Genomic DNA, 18,441 nt, shown 5'->3' with positions numbered 1-18,441 from the left:
GTATCGGGCGGGGTCTCGACGGGGGGTCCGGCAGGGCTCTCGGCGGAGGCGTTCAAGACCGTGTTCCGGCGCCACCCGGCGGGGGTGGCGGTGGTCGCACTCTCCCACCACGGACGCCCCGTCGGCTTCACCGCCACCTCCGTCATATCGGTCTCCGCCGAGCCCCCGCTCCTCGCCTTCTCGCTCGCCGCGACCTCGTCGAGCTGGCCGGCCGTCGAGGAGTGCGACCACCTGACCGTCAGCTTTCTCGCCGAGGACCAGGCGGGGATCTCCAGCAGGTTCGCCACCAGCGGGATCGACCGGTTCGCCGCCGGCGGCTGGTCGCGCCTGCCGACCGGGGAGCCGGTGATCGACGGGGCCGTGTCGTGGCTGCGGGCGTCCGTGCTCCAGCGGACCCCGGCCGGTGGCAGCGTGCTGATCGTGCTGCGCGCGGTGGAAGCCGGGATCCGGCCGGAGGCGGCGCCGCTGGTGTACGTGGACCGCCGCTACGGAGGCACCGCGTAGCGCGACGGCGGGCGGAGCCCTCGTCAGCCGCCGACGTAGGCCGCCAGATGCTCGCCGGTGAGGGTCGAGCGGGCGGCGACGAGATCGGCGGGTGTGCCCTCGAAGACGATCCGGCCGCCGTCGTGGCCGGCGCCCGGGCCGAGGTCGATGATCCAGTCGGCGTGCGCCATGACGGCCTGGTGGTGCTCCACCACGATGACCGACTTGCCGGAGTCCACGAGCCGGTCGAGCAGGCCGAGCAACTGCTCGACATCCGCGAGGTGGAGGCCGGTGGTCGGCTCGTCGAGGAGGTACACCCCGCCCTTTTCGGCCATGTGAGTGGCCAGTTTGAGACGCTGTCGTTCGCCGCCGGAGAGCGTGGTGAGCGGCTGACCGATGGTCAGGTAGCCGAGCCCGACATCGGCGAGCCGGGCGGCGACGGCGTGCGCCGCCGGGGTCCGCGCGTCGCCGGAGCCGAAGAACTCCTCCGCCTCGGCGACCGACATGGCCAGCACCTCGCTGATGTCGCGCCCGCCGAGGTGGTGGTCGAGCACCGCCGCCTGGAACCGCTTGCCCTCGCACTCCTCGCAGGTGGTGGAGACACCGGCCATCATCGCCAGGTCGGTGTAGACCACGCCGGCGCCGTTGCAGTTCGGGCAGGCGCCGTCCGAGTTGGCGCTGAACAGCGACGGCTTGACGCCGTTGGCCTTGGCGAACGCCTTGCGGATCGGGTCGAGCAGCCCGGTGTAGGTCGCCGGGTTGCTCCGGCGCGAGCCGCGGATCGCGCCCTGGTCGATCGAGACCACCCCCTCGTCCGCCGGGATCGACCCGTGCACGAGGGAGCTCTTGCCGGAACCCGCGACCCCGGTGACGACGGTCAGCACCCCCAACGGGATGTCGACGTCGACATCCCGCAGGTTGTGCGTCCTGGCGCCGCGGATCTCCAGCGTCCCCGTGGGTGTGCGCACCGTCTTCCGCAGCGCGGCGCGGTCGTCGAGATGGCGGCCGGTGACGGTGTCGCCCGCCCGCAGCCCGGCCAGGTCGCCCTCGAAGCAGACGGTGCCGCCCGCCGAACCGGCGCCCGGCCCGAGGTCGACGACGTGGTCGGCGATCGCGATCGTCTCCGGCTTGTGCTCCACGACGAGCACGGTGTTCCCCTTGTCCCGCAGCCGCAGCAGCAGGTCGTTCATCCGCTGGATGTCGTGGGGGTGCAGGCCCGTGGTGGGCTCGTCGAAGACATAGGTGACATCGGTCAGCGAGGACCCGAGGTGGCGGATCATCTTCACGCGCTGCGCCTCGCCGCCCGACAGCGTGCCCACCGGCCGCTCCAGGGAGAGGTAGCCCAGCCCGATCTCCACGAAGGAGTCGACGGTCTCCCGCAGCGATGTCAGCAGCGGCGCCACCGACGGTTCGTCGAGGTCGCGCACCCACTGGGCGAGATCGGTGATCTGCATCGCGCAGGCGTCACCGATGCTGGTCCCGCCGATCCGCGAGGACCGGGCCTCCTCGCTGAGGCGGGTGCCCCCGCAGTCGGGGCAGGCGGCGAAGGTGACCGCCCGGTCGACGAACGCGCGGATGTGCGGCTGCATCGCCTCCCGGTCCTTGGACAGGAACGACTTGCGGACCTTCGGGATCAGCCCCTCGTAGGTGAGGTTGACGCCGTTGACCTTGACCTTGGTCGGCTCCCGGTGGAGGAAGTCGTGCAGTTCCTGCTCGGTGAAGTCGCGGATCGGCTTGTCCGGGTCGATGAAGCCCGACTCGGTGAAGATCCGGACCGTCCACCAGCTGTCCGTCTTGTAGCCGGGAACGGTGATGGCGCCCTCGGCGATGGACTTGGAGTCGTCGTAGAGCTGGGTGAGGTCGATGTCCGAGACGGAGCCCCGGCCCTCGCAGCGCGGGCACATGCCGCCGGTGCGGCTGAAGGTCTGCTTCACGGTCCTGCCGCCGCCGACCGTGATCGCGCCGCTCGCCCGCACCGAGGGGACGTTGAAGGAGTAGGCGTTGGGCGAGCCGGCGTGCGGCCGCCCGAGCCGGCTGAAGAGGATCCGCAGCATCGCGTTGGCGTCGGTGGCGGTGCCCACCGTGGAGCGGGGGTCGGCCACCATGCGCTGCTGGTCGACGATGATCGCGGTCGTCAGCCCGTCGAGGACGTCGACCTCGGGCCGGCCGAGCGTCGGCATGAACCCCTGCACGAAGGCGCTGTACGTCTCGTTGATCATGCGCTGGGACTCGGCGGCGATCGTGCCGAAGACCAGGGAGCTCTTGCCCGAGCCGGAGACGCCGGTGAAGACCGTCAGCCGCCGCTTGGGAAGCTCGACGCTGATGTCCCGGAGGTTGTTCACGCGCGCGCCGTGCACCCGGATCAGGTCGTGGCTGTCGGCGACGTGGGTGGCCTTGCTCATCGTCTCTCCCTCGGTCGGCCGGGCGCGTCGCGGGCGCGCGCCCGCGATCCGCCCGCGGATCACTCTAGGTGACGTCGCCGGGTGGCGCTTCCCGGTGGGTGACCGGCCGCCGGGGCGTTCCCGCCCCGGCGGGATCAGCCCTTCACACAGACGACCTGCTTCAGCTCGGCCTCGACCGACACCAGGTCCCGCTGCCGCGCCATCACCTGCTCGATGGGCTTGTACGCCGCCGGGATCTCGTCGACCACCCCGGCGTCCTTGCGGCACTCCACACCGCGCGTCTGCGCCGCGAGGTCATCGGCGGTGAAGCGGCGCTTGGCCGCCGACCGGCTCATCCGCCGGCCCGCACCGTGCGACGCGGACTGGAAGGACGCCGTGTTGCCGAGCCCCCGGACGATGTACGAGCCGGCCCCCATGGAACCGGGGATGATCCCGTACTCGCCGCTGCCGGCCCGGATGGCGCCCTTGCGTGTCACCAGGAGGTCCATGCCCTCGTACCGTTCCTCGGCGACGTAGTTGTGATGGCAGGAGATGACCTCGCCGAACCGCGGGCCGGCCTTGCGGAACTCCTTGCGCACCACGTCCTGGAGCAGCGCCATCATGATCGCCCGGTTGTGGCGGGCGTACTCCTGCGCCCAGAACAGGTCGTGCCGGTAGGCGGCCATCTGCGGGGTGTCCGCGACGAAGACCGCCAGGTCGCGGTCGATCAGGTCCTGGTTGTGCGGGAGGCCCCGCGCCTGCCCGATGTGGTACTCCGCCAGCTCCTTGCCGATGTTCCGCGAACCGGAGTGCAGCATCAGCCACACCGCGCCGCCGGTGTCCGTGCAGACCTCGATGAAGTGGTTGCCGCCGCCGAGCGTGCCCAGCTGCTTCTCGGCCCGCTCACGGCGGAAGGACACCGCCCGCGCGACACCGCCGAAGCGGCTCCAGAGGTCGTCCAGGGCGGCGGTCGGCAGGCCGTGCAGCCGCCCGGCGTCGACGGCGGAGCCGTGCATCGCCCGCCCCACCGGGACCGCCTGCTCGATGCGCGAGCGCAGGCGGGACAGGTCGGAGGGCAGGTCGTTCTCGGTGAGCGAGGTGCGCACCGCCGTCATCCCGCAGCCGATGTCCACGCCCACGGCGGCCGGCGCGACCGCACCCTCCATGGCGATCACCGAGCCCACGGTCGCGCCCTTGCCGTAGTGCACGTCGGGCATCACCGCCAGGCCGCGGACCCAGGGGAGCGTGGTGACGTTCTGCAGCTGGCGGGCGGCGCCCTCGTCGATGCCGCCCGGGTCCGCCCACACCCGGATCGGTATCCGCGCGCCCGGCAGTTCCGTGTACCCCATGGTGGTCCGCCCCCGTCAGTCGGTGATCGTTTCGGCGGCCATTGTGGTCCGCCGCGGCGTCCCGGGGACAACGGTTTTCGGGCGGCTCACGGTTTCGGGAGGGCGGTCCTCGGGCGGTTCGGGCGGAGCGCCGTCCCCGACCGGGTTGAACGCCGGGCTCAGCCCGTGGTGTCCGCTCCGCCCGCGGCGCCCGTCCCGGCGGGCTCGAAGACGCGGTGGCGCCCGATGGGCAGCATCAGCGGCCTGCCGGAGGTGGGGTCGGTGATCACCCTGCTGTCCAGACCGAAGACCGCGCGCACGTTCTCCTCGGTGAGGACCTCGGACGGCTCGCCGGCCGCGTGCAGCCGACCGTCGGCCAGCGCGATCAGCCGGTCCGCGTAGCGGGCGGCGAGGTTGAGGTCGTGCAGGACCATGACGATGGTGGTGCCGCGGTTCTGGTTGAGGTCGGTGAGGAGGTCGAGCACCTCGATCTGGTGACTGGGGTCGAGGAAGGTGGTCGGCTCGTCCAGCAGCAGTACCTCCGTCTGCTGCGCCAGCGACATCGCGATCCAGACGCGCTGGCGCTGACCGCCCGACAGTTCGTCGACCGGACGGTCGGCGAGCGCGGTGGTCTGGGTGGCCTCCAGGGCCTGGGCCACGGCGGCGTCGTCCCGCTCGTTCCAGCGCGAGAACACCCCCTGGTGCGGATGCCGGCCGCGCCCGACCAGGTCGGCGACGGTGATGCCCTCCGGGGCGATCGGCGACTGGGGCAGCAGGCCCAGCACGCGGGCCAGCTCCTTGGCGGGCATCCGGTGGACCTCCCGGCCGTCCAGCAGGACCCGGCCGGTGCGGGGGGACAGCAGCCGCGACATGGCGCGCAGCAGCGTGGACTTGCCGCAGGCGTTGGCGCCCACGATCACGGTGATCGCGCCGGGTGGCACGGCGAGGTCGAGGTCGGAGACGACGGTGCGGTCCCCGTAGCCGAGGCTGAGGCCCTCGGCGGCGAGTGAGGGGGTCGTGGTCACAGTGAGCTTCCCGCCCGGTGGGTACGGATGATCAGGTAGACGAGGTACGGCGCGCCCAGGACGCCGGTGACGACACCGACGGGGAACCGGGTGCCGAAGGCGTACTGGCCGCAGAAGTCGGCGACCAGCACCAGCAGGGCGCCGACGAGTCCCGCGGGTACCAGCAGGGACCCGCCCGGTCCCACGATCCGGGCCGCGATCGGGCCGGAGAGGAAGGCGACGAAGGCGATCGGTCCGGCGGCAGCCGTCGCGAAGGCGATGAGCCCGACGGCGGCGACGATGACGAGGATGCGGGTGCGTTCCACCCGGACGCAGAGAGCGGCGGCGGTGTCGTCGCCGAGCTGCATGGCGGAGAGGTTGCGCGACTGCCACAGCAGCGCGGGGGCGAGCACCACCACCGCGACCAGCGTGGGCACGACCTGCGACCAGGCGGTGCCGTTGAGGCTGCCGGTCAGCCAGCGCATGGCCTCCTGGAGGTCCCATTCCGCCGCCCGCGACAGCGCGTAGGCGGTGACGCTGTCGAGCATCGCGGCGACACCGATGCCCATCAGGATCAGCCGGGTGCCGACCACACCGTCCCGGAAGGCCAGGACGTACACGAGCATGGCGACGGCGAGCGCGGCGACGATGGCCACCGCCGAGACCTGCGCCTCGCTCAGAGAGAAGGTCGTGATGGCCAGCGCCGCCGCCGCGCTCGCACCCGAGCTGATGCCGATGACGTCGGGGCTGGCCAGCGGGTTGCGCAGCATCGTCTGGAAGGTGACGCCCGCCAGGCCGAAGGCGAAGCCGGCGACCACCGCGAGGACCGCGCGCGGCAGCCGCAGCCGCCCGACGGTGAACGTCGCGCCGGGAACCTGCTCGCCCAGGACGACCCGCATCACCTCACCGGGGGAGTAGAAGGTCCGGCCGACCATCAGGGTCACCGCGAAGGAGGCCAGGACGAGGACGAGCAGCACCAGGACCACCGTGCGACGGCGCGCCGCGCGCCGCGTACGGCCGCGCGCGACGGCGGCGGCCCCGTGGGGCTGGGTGAGGACGTCGGCGCTCACAGGGCACGCACTTTCTGCCGGCGGACGATGTAGAGGAAGAACGGGGCGCCGATGAGCGCGGTCACGATGCCCACGTCGATCTCGGAGGGGCGGGCCACGATCCGGCCGACCACGTCGGCGGCGGTCAGCAGGGAGGCGCCCACCAGGGCGGAGAACGGCAGCAGCCACCGGTGGTCCACCCCCACCAGCAGCCGGCACATGTGGGGAACGACCAGTCCGACGAAGCCGATCGGTCCGGCCGCGGCGACACTCGCGCCGCACAGCACGACCGCGCCCAGCGCGGCCACGATCCGGGCACGGGCGACGCGTTCGCCGAGACCGGAGGCGAGTTCGTCGCCCAGCGCCAGGGAGTTCAGCGAGCGGGCGGAGAGCAGGCACAGGGCGAACCCGACCGCGAGGAACGGCAGCAGGTGCCCCATGCGCTCGAAGGAGGCGCCGCCGACGCCGCCGATCTGCCAGAGCCGGAAGCCTCCCGCGATGTCGTTGCGGGGGAGGACGACGGCGGTCACCAGCGACGCCAGGGCGGCGGAACTGGCGGCCCCGGCGAGCGCCAGCTTCAGCGGGGTCGCGCCGCCACGGCCGAGGGAGCCGACGGTGTAGACGAAGACGGCCGCCGTGCCCGCCCCGGCCATCGAGACCCAGACGTAGCCGGTCGGCGAGGACAGCCCGAAGAACGCGATGCCGGTGACCACCGCGAGCGAGGCGCCCATGTTGACGCCGAGGATGCCGGGATCGGCCAGGGGGTTGCGGGTCACACCCTGCATGACGGCGCCGGCCAGGCCGAGCGACGCCCCGACGATCACGGCCAGGACGGTACGGGGGATGCGCTTGGTCGCGGCGGCCTCCTCCATGGTCGCGTCGGCGCCGCCGAGCGCGGCCCACACGTCCGCCCAGCCGACGGCGCGGGAGCCGAACGCCAGGGAGGCCAGCATCAGGGCCGAAAGCAGCACGCACGCCGCCAGCAGCCAGAGGAGTCTGACGCGGGCCGGACGCCGCGCGGCGGCGGCGTCCGGCTGGTCGCGGATATCGGTGGTCACTCGACCTTGCCCGCGGCCTCGGCGAGCGCCGCGACGTAGTCCTCCAGGACCCACGACAGCGACAGCGGGGTCGGGTTGGCCGCGGTCGCCAGCGGGGTGCTGCCGGGGAGCAGGTAGATCGAACCGCGGTCGATGGCCGGGATCTTGGACATCAGCGGGTCGTTCCGCAGGATCTCCAGCAGCTCACCGGTCTCGTCGCCGTAGCCGGTGATGATGTCGACGTCGTCGAAGACATCGATCTGCTCGGCGCTCTGGGTCATCGCGAAGCGGTCGGTCTGCGCGGACGCGTCGGCGATGCTGCCCGGCGTGGTCATCCCGAGGTCCAGGAAGAACTGCCCACGGGTGTCGTGGGAGGTGTAGAAGCCGATCTCGCTCACGTCGTTGGGGTCGACGTGGGTCATGAACATCGCCGACTTGCCCTCCAGTTCGGGGTAGCCGGCGACGGTCTCCTCGATCTGCTTCTCCAGGTCGGCGATGAGCTGCTCGCCCTCCTCGGCGAGGCCCATGCCCATGCTGTTGAGGCGGATGGTGTCCCGCCACGCGGTGGCCCACGCGGTCTCCGGGTACGCGACCACCGGCGCGATCTCGCTGAGGGTCTCGTAGTCCTGCTCGGTCAGCCCCGAGTAGGCCGCCAGGATGACCTCGGGCTCGGTGTCGGCGACGGCCTCGAAGTCGATGCCGTCGGTCTCGTCGAAGAGCACCGGGGTCTCGGCGCCCAGCTCGTCCAGCCGCTCCTTCGTCCAGGGCAGGACGCCGTCACCGTCGTCGTCGCCGAAGTTGGCCCGCGCCATCCCGACCGGGACGACACCGAGTGCCAGCGGGACCTCGTCGTTGGCCCAGTTGACCGTGGCGACGCGGGTCGGCTCCGACTCGATGGTCGTCGTGCCCAGCGCGTGCTCGATGGTGATCGGGTACTGACCCTCTTCGGCCGCGGCGTCCGACCCGTTGTCGCCGTTGCTGCCGGAGTCGGACGCGCCGCTGCATGCGGTGAGGCCCACCAGGGCCACCGCGGCGACGAGAACGCGAGGTACACGCACGGAACACGCTCCACATTCATGACAGTCGGGCGCGCTCGTACGCGCTCTTCCGTGTGCGGGGAGATGCCTCGTGAAGCCGTGCGCGAGCCGCCCAACAAGTTAGGTAAGGCTGTCCTTGGTAATCTATGGCCAGGGCATTCGGTGACGCAACCGAGCCATCTGGACAGGGCCTGTCGAGAATCGGACACCGCGGGTGGCTGTGATCGGCGCAACGGCCCGCTGCGGAAGGGATGTTGGCCGCAGAGAGGCACCGCGGAGCGCATCACCGGCCGGCCCGGCGGCCCCGGGCGGTGTGGGGAACCACTCAGCGCGTACGGAACGCGCCCGGTGTCAGCCCCGTGGTCCGGCGGAACGCGAAGCCGAAGGCGCTCGCGGAGCGGTAGCCGACCTCGTGCGCCACCTGCTCCACCTCCCAGCCGGCGGCCAGGAGTTCGATCGCGTGCTGCGCCCGGACCGTCGCCACCCAGCGGGCGAAACTGGTACCGGTCTCCGCGGTGAAGGCGCGCGCCACGGTACGCGGGCTGACCCCCAGCTCCCCGGCCCAGTCCGCCAGCCCGCGCCGGTCGGCGGGGTCGGCGCGGACCGCCTCGGCGATGGGCCGCAGCAGCGGTCCGTCGGGCATGTGGACGAACAGCTCGCGCGGTGAGGGCGCCAGGACGTCCAGCACCATCGCCTCCGTCACCTCGCGCGAGCGAGCCGGGAGCTCCGGCTCGCCGAGCCGGTCCAGCAGCAGCCGCAGCAGCGGTGTGATCTCCACCGCGACCGGCCGGTCGGAGATCGCGGGCGCGGTACGGGAGCCGAAGAAGGCCGCCCGCAGCCGGGTGCCGGCGGGAGCGGCGCCGGAGTGCAGAGTGCCGGCCGGCATCCACAGTCCCACCGTGGGCGTGACCGTCCAGACCCGCGCGCCCACCACGGCGGACGAGGCGCCGTGCTCGTTCCACAGCAACTCGTTGAAGGCGTGGGAGTGATCTCCCCAGACGGTGTCGCTCCGCAGCACCTCCTCGTAGTCGTGGATGACGAAGTGCACCCGCTCCGACACCGGTGCGAGGACCGGCAGGGACCGCAGCTCCTCGGTCACGGCAGGCTCCCGGCGACCACGGGACGATGCGCTGACATGGACGCCAGTCTTCCAGTCCCCGCCGGGAGGTCACCCACCGAGCGGGATTAGGTAAGCCTTACCTCGGCTGTACACTCGTGCAGGTTCCGCAGGGGCGTGTGACATCAGGGGAGGCGACGGGTGTCGGAGAGCGAAGAGCGGCTGGTGGCGCGGCGGTTGGACGTCGGGCACACTGCCCGGCCGGTCCTCGCCGGTGTCGACCTGACGCTGCGGGCGGGGCAGGTCACCGTGCTGGTGGGCCCCAACGGCTGCGGCAAGTCGACCCTGCTGCGCACCGCCGCCGGCCTGCTCCCACCGCTGGCCGGTGAGGTCAGCGTCGGTGGTGTGCCGCTCGGTTCGCTGAGCCGCCGGGTGCTCTCCCAGCGGCTGGCCTTCCTCCCGCAGTCCTCCCTGGTGCCGGCCGGGGTGAGCGTCGGGGAACTGGTCCGGCACGGCCGGTACGCCCACCGCGGCGCCTTCGCCCGGCACACCGACGAGGACGGCGAGTCGATCGAATGGGCGCTGGAGGTCACCGACGCCGCGCCGCTGGCGCACCGCCGTCTCGACGAACTGTCCGGCGGTGAGCGCCAGCGTGCCTGGCTGGCCACCGTTCTCGCGCAGCGCGCCGGTGTCCTGCTGCTGGACGAGCCGACCACCTACCTCGATCTGCGGCACCAGTTCGAGGTGCTCGACGTGGTGCGCCGGCTCGCGCGCGAGCACGGCATCGCCTGTGGCGTCGTCCTGCACGACCTGATGCAGGCCGCCGCCTACGCGGACGAGGTGATGGTGCTGGCCGACGGTGGCGCGGTCGTCTCCGGCCCGCCCTCCGAGGCGCTGACCCCGGAGGTCATCGAGCGGGCCTTCGGCCTGGCGGTGACCGTGGTCCGCGACCCGGACTCGGGCCATCTGGCCTGCTTCCCACGGCCCGCCGCCGCCCGGCGCTGACCGCTCGGCGCCGAGCCCGCACCGACCGGTGCCTCCCCGCCGCTCCCGGCGGGCCGCCACGTCTGTCACGAACCATTGATCTGCCTACCAGCGATTCGCTACCAAGGAGAGATTCCCGTGCGCAAGTTGCTTCGCGCCCTCGCGTCGGCCGGTGCCGCCGTGGCACTGACCGTCGCAGCCACCGGTTGCGGTGGCGGTTCCGTCGGGGAGGCCACCGGCACCGGCAACGGTGACGACGGCGGTTCGTCCGGGAGCGGGAGCGGGGGCGTCACGCTCAGCACCGACCGCGGCGAGGTCACCATCGACGAACCCGCCACCAAGGTCGTCTCCCTGGAGTGGACCTACACCGAGGAACTGATCGCGCTCGGTGTGCAGCCGGTCGGCAACGCCGACAACGACGGCTACCGGGCGTGGATCACCGCACCCGGCGCGGAGCTGGACGAGGAGGTCACCGACGTCGGTGACCGGCAGGCGCCGAGCATCGAGAAGATCCGCCAGCTGGAGCCGGACCTCATCATCGCCGACGACGACCGCGCGCAGGCGAATCTGGAAGAACTGCGGGATATAGCCCCTGTGTTGTCCTTCAAGTACACCACCCAGCCGCAGCTGGAGACGATGACGGGCAACTTCACCGAGGTGGCGCGCGCCGTGGGCCGTGAGGACCAGGCGGAGGAGGTCATCGGCCGGATCGACACCGCGGCCGACGACCTCCGGAGCCGGCTGGAGGAAGCCGGCAAGGACGGCCTGAAGTACTCCGTCGCCCAGGGCTTCACCGCGAACGGCACCGGCACGGTCCGGCTGCTGACGGACGACGCGCTCGTTCCGCAGGTCCTCAACCAGGCCGGGATGACCAACGGCTGGGACGGCGAGCCCGACGAGTGGGGCATGACCAGCGTGGGTGTCGAGGGGCTCACCAACCTCGACGACGACGTCACGCTCCTCACCGTCGCCAGCGAGGACGACTCCCCGTTCACGGGCGTCTTCGCCGGCAACCCGGTCTGGGAGGGACTGGAGTTCGTCAAGGAGGACCGCTGGCTGCAGCTGGACCCCGGCACGTGGCTGTTCGGCGGTCCCCTGTCGGCCGTGTACGTCCTCGAAGAGGCCGGGAAGGCCCTGAACGTCTGATGACGCGCCACGCACCACCGGCCCCGGCCCCGGCCGCGCCGGTCGAAGAGCCCGAGACGCCCGAGCTGGCCGCCCGCCGCGCCCGGCGCGCCCGGCGCCTGCGCGGGCTGCGCCTGGAGACCGCGCGGCTGATCGGACCCGGCGGCCTGCCCACGTTCGGCCAGGAGCACCAGGACGACCTGCCGGTCCTGATCGCCTCCCCGACCGGCGCCGACCGGGGCGCGGCCCGCCAGGCATACGACGCCGACCCGCACACCCTGACCGACTACGTCCACACCCACGGCATCGACGCCGCACTCCCGCTCTACGGCGCCGCCCTGATCTCCCGTCACGCCGACCGCCACCCCGGCCACCTGCCCAGCGCCCTCATCTGGGGCGGCGACGCCGAGGACGACATGCCGTTCGGCGACACCGACACCGACACCGCCCCGCCGGGACCCACGGCGCCGCTGCTCCCCGACGGCGACCCAGCCGACGTCGACCACTGCCCCGGCGCCACCCCGCGCGGCTGCGGCGCGCTCCTGACGACCCATGACGACCTGCACAGCGACCTGTGCCGCGCCTGCGACGCGGTCGCCGCCCAGCCGGAGGAACCGCAGCAGACCCCCGAGGAGATCCTCACCGCCGCCGCCCGCTTCGCCGCCGCCGCCCGCCGCGCGACCGACCCCACCGCCGCCTGGACCACCGACCAGGACCTCGCCTGGCTCCGCGACTCCCACGCCCAGCTCCTCGCCCAGGGCGAGGACCCTGTCACGGCCGCGCAGGACGTCGCGGATCTGCGCTGCACCGAGCTGGTCGACGCCGTGGTCGATGCCGGGATCACCGCGACCGCCCGGTCCGCGGCCGCCCACATCGACCGCGTCCTCGCCACCCAGACCGACCCGGCCGCCGCCGCCGACCTCTGCGCCGCCGGACGGTGCGACCGCCAGCCCCTGCCGCACGGCACCGCCACCGTCCCCGGCTACTGCATGCGCCACCAGCCGCGAGACCTCCCCCGCCGCACCGCCANCCCCGCACCGCGCCCCGCGATTGCCGACGACGACCGGTGCGCGGACGGCTGCGGCCGGCCCGCGCTGCTGACCGGCCCGTACTGCCGCCGCTGCCACACCTCGCACGTGCAGGTCCGGGAGCGCCAGGAGCAGCCCGCCGACCACCGCACCGCCGACCACCGGACCACCGACGGCTGCACCACCGACGGCTGCGACCGCCCCGCCGCCGGGACCCACGACGTGTGCACCCGGCACCTCGCCCACCGCGTCAGCGGCCCCCCGACAGACCGTCGCCTGCCGACTACCGCCGCCCGGCACCACTGACCACCAACGGCAACCAAGGAGCACGGATGGATGAGTTCGTCGCCGCCCTCGACCGCGCCGACGCCGCCGCGACCACCAAACCCATCCCGGCCGGCGCCCCCGCCCGGATGCGGTTCCTCGTCCGCGCCCTGCGCGGGACCAGCGCGGCCGCCACCGAACTCGGCGTCTCGCAGCGCACCGTCGAACGCTACGTCCGAGGCCAGTTGCACCAGCCGCGCTCCGAACTGGCGGACCGCCTGGAGCGCGCCGTCCGCTCCCGGTGGCAGCCCCGCGTCCGGGCCGCCGCCCGCCGCCGCGCAGCGCAGACCGGCGGCATCGTCATCGAGACACGGGCCCGCTTCGGCTTCACCGCCGCACCCGGCTCCACCGACGACGCCCGCATCCGCCTCATCACCCAGCACCTGCCGCCGGAGTACGCCGCCCGGCTCCTCGACGCCCACGCCGCCGGCGCCGGTGAGCAGCAGCTGCGGCAGATCGCCGCCGACGGCCTCGGCGAGGTCTACTTCCGGGACCGGGGGCGCCGCGCCGACGGTCTCCAGGTGGAGTTCGGCGACGTCGACTTCGTCGAGCTGGAACTCGGCTGAGTGGTGCGGCCGGTGCGGTGCGGTGCGGCGGGCCCGGGGTCACCCCGGGCCCGCCGCCGTGCTCCCCGCGCTCCCCGTGCGCCTCTGACGAGCCGTTATCCCGCCACGCAATAAAGCGCTACGCTGCGCAATATGACCACTACGACGACGGCGGAATGGCTCTCTCTTACCGTGCTCGCACTGATGCGTGCCACCGGGGAGAGACAGCGGGACCTCGCCACCGCGCTCGGCATGGCCCAGCCCACCCTCAGCCAGCGCCTCTCCGGCGACAGGCCCTGGACCCTCGCGGACCTCGACGGGCTCTCCGCCCACTACGGCGTGCCCGTCCCGGACCTCGTCGCCGGAGTCGACGCCGCTGTTCGCCGCCTCCCAGCCGCACGCCGCGCCACAACCGTCGGCGGCACGCAGACCACCATCCCGGCGTCGCCCGCCGCAGCGCTCTGACCTGCGGTTGCCACTTTCTGGCAAGCATTCCGCCAAGGGGGCCGGCCGCCCGGCCGTGTCCTCGACCCAGCCCGGGCGTTGACCTTCAGTGGAGGGCCGCAGGCGCCGGCCCTCGGGCACCCGTCCACGCCCTGGTCGTGCCCGTCACCTCCCCCGCCACCCCCGAGCGGGGGAGGAGCGCCGCCTCACGCGGGCCCGGCCACCGGCCGGGCCCGCACCCCGTTCCCCGCCGTCCGGCGCTCCGTCAAACGCTGTCCGGCCGGGTCGTCACCCGATCCGGGCAGACCGGCAGACACCACCCGCATGTGCCGTCCGTGTGCCACCCCGTTGCCACCTGATGTGCCACTGGAAATGCCACCCCTACACCACGATTGGCCCCCGGTAGTGCCACAGAAGAGGATCACCGCCGGGCTCCGGCTCGTACACCGCGCGCTCCTCCCAGCCCGCCACCACCAGGTACCCGCCGTCCCCGGGATCCTCGCCCGGAGGCAGCCGCTCCTCCAGCTCATCGTGCGGCCCGCCCACGTACCGCAGGACCCGGACCGCGCCGTCGCCTCCGTCGGTCACAGCACCACACCGCCCCGGTACACCGGCGGCTGCTCCCGCTGCCAATCCTGAGCCGTCGCCGCGAGGTCGAGCGCCAAGTCCCCGACATCCGCCCGGGCCTCCAGGTCCGGCAGTCGCTCCTCCAGGACCTCCCGCAGCCGCGCCACCAGCTCCGCCGGGACCACCGACCACTCCAGGCCGTCGCTGGCGACCCCGCGCTGCTCCTGCTCCTCCTCGATGTCGGCGTGCACGCCGCTGTCCCCCTCGGGCGCGGGGAGGTACCGCGCGAGATCCTCCGCGATGCTCAGCGTGCTGTCCCCGCCGACGTCGGCGTGCTCCTGGTCGTGCTCGCCGTTCATCGGGCCGCCCCCGTCTCCACCGTGGCCCCGGTGCGCGCCAGGTAGCCGGCTACCTCATCCGCGGCCGCCATCAGCCGGCCCGCGCTCCACGGGTCGGCCGAGTTCTCCCGCCCGGCCGCGTAGCTGATCCACCGGGTCGCTGCCTGGAGCGCAGCCCGCACCTCGTCCTCCCCGGCCTCCTCGACCTCGCCCGCTGGGGCGGGCCCGGCGGGGTGGCCCGCGACCGGCCACCGGAGACCGGTCGCCGTGCGGTGCTCGCCGCCGCCGTGCCCGGGTGGCAGGACGCACGTCCGGCCGGTTCCGCCGCAGTGCGGTGCGCCGCAGATCCCCAGCGCGGACTCCTCGCCGCTGTTCGTGCTGATGTTGGTGTTCGTCATGTCGCCTGCCTACCGCAGCCGCCGCCCGGCCGGGGGGAGTTTGGCCGTTTTCACCCCATGGGGCGGACCGGCGTGGCATGGACTGGCAAGCCCGGAGACAAGGGGGACCGACAAGGGGGCCGATCGCACTACCGGTCGCACTATCGGCAGTGTCGGCTCGGGCAAAGTCATTGTGCCTGGTCCGGGGCCGTGGCAGGCTCGATTCACCCGGTAGACACCTCTTCTGACGTGACCGCAGAGAGGTTTCATACCCACCACACCCGGCCGGCGCGAAAATCCTCCTGGGGGACCCGATGACGACCGAGCAGCCGACCACCGCGACGACGAAGACCAGGAGCACGCCGACACCGCCAGCGGCGCGGCGAACCCGCGCCGCGAACCCCGCCGGGAGTTCATCCTCGCTGCGCGCGGACGTGCTGCGCGTCCTCGGAGTCGTCAAGGTCGCGACGGCCGATCAGGTGCAGCGGCTGACCGCTCCGCACCTCACCTACCGCCACACCGGCAAGACCGAGGCGGCCGCGCGGGAGGCCCGGACCCGCCCGCACCGAGCCGCCGCCCAAGACCTCGTCCGCCAAGGTCTGCTGACGGAGGCCGGCTACGCCCGCACCGGCAGCAAGCTGTGGAGCCTGACTCCGGCCGGACTGGAGGCCGCCGCGGAAGTGCTGGGCCGCCCGCTGGCCGACATGGGCGGCCTCGCCCGCGGCGCCGGCCGCACCGGCGCCACCCACGCCCTCGCCGTCACGGAGGCGATCTGGGCCCTGAGCCGCCCCGCCCCCGACATGAGCCGGCTGACCGGCGCTCCAGGCGAGGACCCGGCCGCCGCAGCCACCGTCCACCCCGGCCTCGGGCAACTGGAGGAGTGGCGCACGGAGGTGCCGCTGCCCATGCACGGCACCACCAGCGCAGGCCGCGGCGGCGTCCAGGCCGACGCCGTCCTCACCTGCCCGGAGGAGCGGATACCCCTGCTGTTCGTTGAGGTCGACAACGGCCACATGTCCCCCGACCGCATTGCCGCGAAGATCGACCGCTACGCCGCGTTCTACGCCCGGCAAGCGCCCTCCCCGACCAGTTCCGGGCGTAGCCCGATGTGGCACCAGCTCTGGCCCGACGCCGCCCACCACTACCGCCGCCGGAACTGGCTCCCCCCGCTGCTCCTGGTCCTCAACCCCGGCGGCCGCCGCGACCCCGTCACCACCGCCAACCGCATCATCGCCCTCACCCACCGGCACTGGCAGCACCGCATCCCGCTGGTAGCCGTCCACGGCACCCCACTCGCACGCGGCCCCCACGAACCGGTCTTCCTCCGCGCCGGACGCTCCCACTCGGAGCCGCTGCTCCGGGCCCTCAGCGACTGGCCCGCCGACGAGACCACCGCCCACCGCACAGAGGAGGACCGTCGCAAGCGCGCCGCCCGCCCCTACTGCCCCGACTGCGGCGAGCAGCACGACGACGGACCCAGCCACGACCAGCGGTGCTACACCTGCGCCCGCGCCCGCCAGACGGCCGACTGGGCGGCCGAGGAAGCCGACCGCGCAGAGCGCGCGGCCGAGGAAGCCGACCGCGCAGAGCGCGCGGCCGAGGAAGCCCGCGCAGCCGAGGAAGCCGCAGCGGCGGCCGCGCGCCGCGGATGGTGGCGCCGCCGCTGACCAGCAACGATCTGACCCCGCTTATAGATTCGGGCCCACCTTTGAGGCGCGTCCGGCCGCCTCGCGGGCGGTCAGCGCACCCAGTCGACCAGCGCGGCGACCGCTCCGGCGCGCGCCACGACCACCGGCCCGCCGCCGTCGCGGTGCTTGGTGTCGCGGACCGCGACCCAACCGCCCCGGCCGCCGACGTCGACGGCGAGGGCGAGGGCGACGCACTCGTTCCCCCCGCCCGAGTACGAGCTGGTGCGCCAGCCGGTGAAGTCGCTGGCCCCCGGCCGCCCCGCAGCCGTCGCGTTCGCCGCTCGCCGTTCGCTGGTGTTGGTCACGTTGCCTCCCATATGGACTCGATCAGTGCCCGGCTCTCGGTCGCACTCGCGGCCCGCCGCCGGATCGCGGTGTACGCCGCCACGGCCGCGCCCAGCTCGTCGACGGCGTCGATGTACCGGCCGCCGTCCCGCTGCTCGTAGTAGGCGATGTCAGGGTCGCGTGCGCGGCCGAGGAGCAGCAGGTGTCCGACCGCGAGTGTGGCCGCGCCCGCCCGGTACGGCGCGATCTGCACCGTGACTGTCGGCCGCTCCGCCACCGCCAGGAGGTAGGCGAGCTGGTCCCGCATCACCACCGGGCCGCCGACGTGGCGGTGGAGCACCGCCTCGTCGATCACGGCGTGCACCACCATCGGGCGGCTCTCCCGCTCCAGCACCCGCTGCCGCCGCATCCGCGCGGCGACCTGTTCCTCCGCCACCGTCCGGGCCACCGGCGGCTGCTGCGCGCGGTGCGTCGCACGGGCGTAGCCCTCGGTCTGGAGGAGCCCCGGGACCCAGGTGGTGGCGTGCGTCCAGGTCCACGCCGCGCGGTCCTCGATCGCCAGCAGCGGCCCCAGCCACCCGGGGACACCCGGGTGCCCGTCCCACCACCCGCCCTCGTCCTCGCGGACCAGGGCGACCGCCTGGTCGACGTCGGCGTCGGTTCCGCCGGCGGCCACGGCCAGGTCCCGCGCGGTGCGCCACAGCACGCCCGCCGGCTCCCGCCACGTCTCGTACCGCGCCACCGTCGGCCGCGAGACCCCGACCGCCCGCGCCAGTTCAGCCTGCGTCATCCCGGCCTCGGTGCGCAGCCGGTGCAGCAGCCGGGCCAGGTCCAGTCGCCGGGCGGCGCTGATCCGTGCGCCGCCCTGATCCGCCGCGCCCACATCTGCTCCCTGGTCCGCCCCGCCTGCCGGGCCTGACGCTAGCCGGATCGGTGCAGGCCAGACCGCCCGGGAGGCGGTTCCAAGGTGCGGACAGCACCTGACGGATTACGCTTGACAGTCAATGGAGGTGGTCCGTGATCGTCTGCACCGTCCACGCCACCGCGCCCGCGTGCGACCGCGACTGGCTGCTGGCCACCCGGGCCGCTGAGACGCCGGAGGCGGCCCTGGGCTGGCTGTCCGGCCGGGCCCTGGCCCTCGCCCGCGCACTCCAGCAGCCCCCAGTGGCCACCTGCGGCCCCCGCACGGGACCGGCGGCTGTCCTGCTCGCCTGGGCCCGCCACGGCCCCGCACGGGCCGCACAGCAGGCCCTCCTGACGGACGGGCAGCCCGTGACCCTCACCCTGCCCGCCAGGGATCTCCTGCGCGGCCGACGCTGCCCCGTCGTCTACCACCTCGCAGCCGTCCCGACCCCCACCC

General features: G+C 73.5%; 18 protein-coding genes and 1 pseudogene. 7 read left to right on the top strand and 12 right to left on the bottom strand.

The annotated features are described in order from the left end of the window. The coding region (locus E0D90_RS12750; protein WP_130798111.1) for a flavin reductase family protein at window positions 1–504 on the top strand (504 nt) is incomplete at its 5' end. Between the two features lie 23 nt (window positions 505–527). Here E0D90_RS12750 and E0D90_RS12745 read toward each other — a convergent pair. From E0D90_RS12745 to E0D90_RS12715, 7 genes are all read right to left on the bottom strand, one after another. Continuing rightward, window positions 528–2,885 (bottom strand): ATP-binding cassette domain-containing protein, encoded by a 2,358-nt coding sequence (locus tag E0D90_RS12745; protein WP_130798109.1) that lies wholly within the window; start codon window positions 2,883–2,885, stop codon window positions 528–530. Between the two features lie 134 nt (window positions 2,886–3,019). Continuing rightward, a complete protein-coding gene (locus E0D90_RS12740; protein WP_130798107.1) occupies window positions 3,020–4,213 on the bottom strand; it encodes an RtcB family protein in 1,194 nt (397 codons plus the stop codon). 158 nt (window positions 4,214–4,371) lie between these two features. Next, window positions 4,372–5,217 carry an ABC transporter ATP-binding protein gene (locus E0D90_RS12735; protein WP_130798105.1) on the bottom strand — a complete coding sequence of 282 codons (846 nt, stop codon included), beginning with the start codon at window positions 5,215–5,217 and terminating at the stop codon, window positions 4,372–4,374. After that, complete coding sequence (locus E0D90_RS12730; RefSeq protein ID WP_130798103.1) at window positions 5,214–6,266, bottom strand: FecCD family ABC transporter permease; 1,053 nt, start codon at window positions 6,264–6,266, stop codon at window positions 5,214–5,216. The genes E0D90_RS12735 and E0D90_RS12730 overlap by 4 nt, the downstream gene beginning before the upstream one ends. Further along, window positions 6,263–7,303 carry a FecCD family ABC transporter permease gene (locus E0D90_RS12725; RefSeq protein ID WP_103504228.1) on the bottom strand — a complete coding sequence of 347 codons (1,041 nt, stop codon included), beginning with the start codon at window positions 7,301–7,303 and terminating at the stop codon, window positions 6,263–6,265. Before E0D90_RS12725 ends, E0D90_RS12730 begins: the two co-directional genes overlap by 4 nt. Next, window positions 7,300–8,340: an ABC transporter substrate-binding protein gene (locus E0D90_RS12720; protein WP_103504227.1), complete on the bottom strand. Its 1,041-nt coding sequence runs from the start codon at window positions 8,338–8,340 to the stop codon at window positions 7,300–7,302. Before E0D90_RS12720 ends, E0D90_RS12725 begins: the two co-directional genes overlap by 4 nt. Before the next feature lie 304 nt (window positions 8,341–8,644). After that, window positions 8,645–9,418 carry a helix-turn-helix transcriptional regulator gene (locus E0D90_RS12715; RefSeq protein ID WP_103504226.1) on the bottom strand — a complete coding sequence of 258 codons (774 nt, stop codon included), beginning with the start codon at window positions 9,416–9,418 and terminating at the stop codon, window positions 8,645–8,647. A gap of 159 nt (window positions 9,419–9,577) precedes the next feature. Here E0D90_RS12715 and E0D90_RS12710 point away from each other — a divergent pair, with 159 nt between their 5' ends. The 4 genes from E0D90_RS12710 to E0D90_RS12690 all read left to right on the top strand — a co-directional run bounded on the left by E0D90_RS12710 (window position 9,578) and on the right by E0D90_RS12690 (window position 13,847). Further along, window positions 9,578–10,381: an ABC transporter ATP-binding protein gene (locus E0D90_RS12710; RefSeq protein ID WP_103504225.1), complete on the top strand. Its 804-nt coding sequence runs from the start codon at window positions 9,578–9,580 to the stop codon at window positions 10,379–10,381. Window positions 10,382–10,498: 117 nt separating this feature from the next. Then, window positions 10,499–11,506 (top strand): ABC transporter substrate-binding protein, encoded by a 1,008-nt coding sequence (locus E0D90_RS12705; RefSeq protein ID WP_103504224.1) that lies wholly within the window; start codon window positions 10,499–10,501, stop codon window positions 11,504–11,506. 1,339 nt (window positions 11,507–12,845) lie between these two features. Continuing rightward, window positions 12,846–13,403, top strand: a complete 558-nt coding sequence (gene tpg, locus E0D90_RS12695; RefSeq protein WP_130798099.1) for a telomere-protecting terminal protein Tpg — start codon at window positions 12,846–12,848, stop codon at window positions 13,401–13,403. 132 nt (window positions 13,404–13,535) lie between these two features. Continuing rightward, on the top strand, window positions 13,536–13,847 hold the full coding sequence (locus tag E0D90_RS12690; protein ID WP_130798097.1) for a helix-turn-helix domain-containing protein: 312 nt from the start codon (window positions 13,536–13,538) through the stop codon (window positions 13,845–13,847). Window positions 13,848–14,207: 360 nt separating this feature from the next. Here the strand turns inward: E0D90_RS12690 and E0D90_RS12685 are convergent, their stop codons facing one another. Genes E0D90_RS12685 through E0D90_RS12675 form a run of 3 tightly spaced genes read right to left on the bottom strand, consistent with a single transcriptional unit; the run spans window position 14,208 to window position 15,129 of the window. Beyond that, window positions 14,208–14,414 (bottom strand): hypothetical protein, encoded by a 207-nt coding sequence (locus tag E0D90_RS12685; protein WP_130798095.1) that lies wholly within the window; start codon window positions 14,412–14,414, stop codon window positions 14,208–14,210. After that, window positions 14,411–14,752, bottom strand: a complete 342-nt coding sequence (locus E0D90_RS12680) for a hypothetical protein (RefSeq protein ID WP_130798093.1) — start codon at window positions 14,750–14,752, stop codon at window positions 14,411–14,413. Before E0D90_RS12680 ends, E0D90_RS12685 begins: the two co-directional genes overlap by 4 nt. Continuing rightward, entirely contained in the window at window positions 14,749–15,129 is a 381-nt protein-coding gene (locus tag E0D90_RS12675; protein WP_130798090.1) for a hypothetical protein, read from the bottom strand. The genes E0D90_RS12680 and E0D90_RS12675 overlap by 4 nt, the downstream gene beginning before the upstream one ends. Window positions 15,130–15,422: 293 nt before the next feature. Between E0D90_RS12675 and E0D90_RS27400 the strand changes: the two genes are divergently transcribed. Further along, complete coding sequence (locus E0D90_RS27400; RefSeq protein WP_176599804.1) at window positions 15,423–16,775, top strand: replication-relaxation family protein; 1,353 nt, start codon at window positions 15,423–15,425, stop codon at window positions 16,773–16,775. Between the two features lie 71 nt (window positions 16,776–16,846). Here the strand turns inward: E0D90_RS27400 and E0D90_RS12665 are convergent, their stop codons facing one another. Continuing rightward, on the bottom strand, window positions 16,847–17,101 hold the full coding sequence (locus E0D90_RS12665; RefSeq protein ID WP_227870180.1) for a DUF397 domain-containing protein: 255 nt from the start codon (window positions 17,099–17,101) through the stop codon (window positions 16,847–16,849). Continuing rightward, window positions 17,098–17,964 carry a helix-turn-helix domain-containing protein gene (locus E0D90_RS27195; RefSeq protein WP_130798086.1) on the bottom strand — a complete coding sequence of 289 codons (867 nt, stop codon included), beginning with the start codon at window positions 17,962–17,964 and terminating at the stop codon, window positions 17,098–17,100. The genes E0D90_RS12665 and E0D90_RS27195 overlap by 4 nt, the downstream gene beginning before the upstream one ends. Window positions 17,965–18,098: 134 nt before the next feature. Between E0D90_RS27195 and E0D90_RS12655 the strand changes: the two are divergent. Continuing rightward, window positions 18,099–18,441, top strand: a pseudogene (locus tag E0D90_RS12655) (hypothetical protein); the annotation flags it as partial.

This window comes from Streptomyces otsuchiensis (assembly GCF_004305975.1).
Classification (GTDB): Bacteria; Actinomycetota; Actinomycetes; order Streptomycetales; family Streptomycetaceae; genus Streptomyces; species Streptomyces otsuchiensis.
Note: the sequence above shows the minus strand (reverse complement) of the source record. Positions and strands in the feature narration are given on the sequence as shown.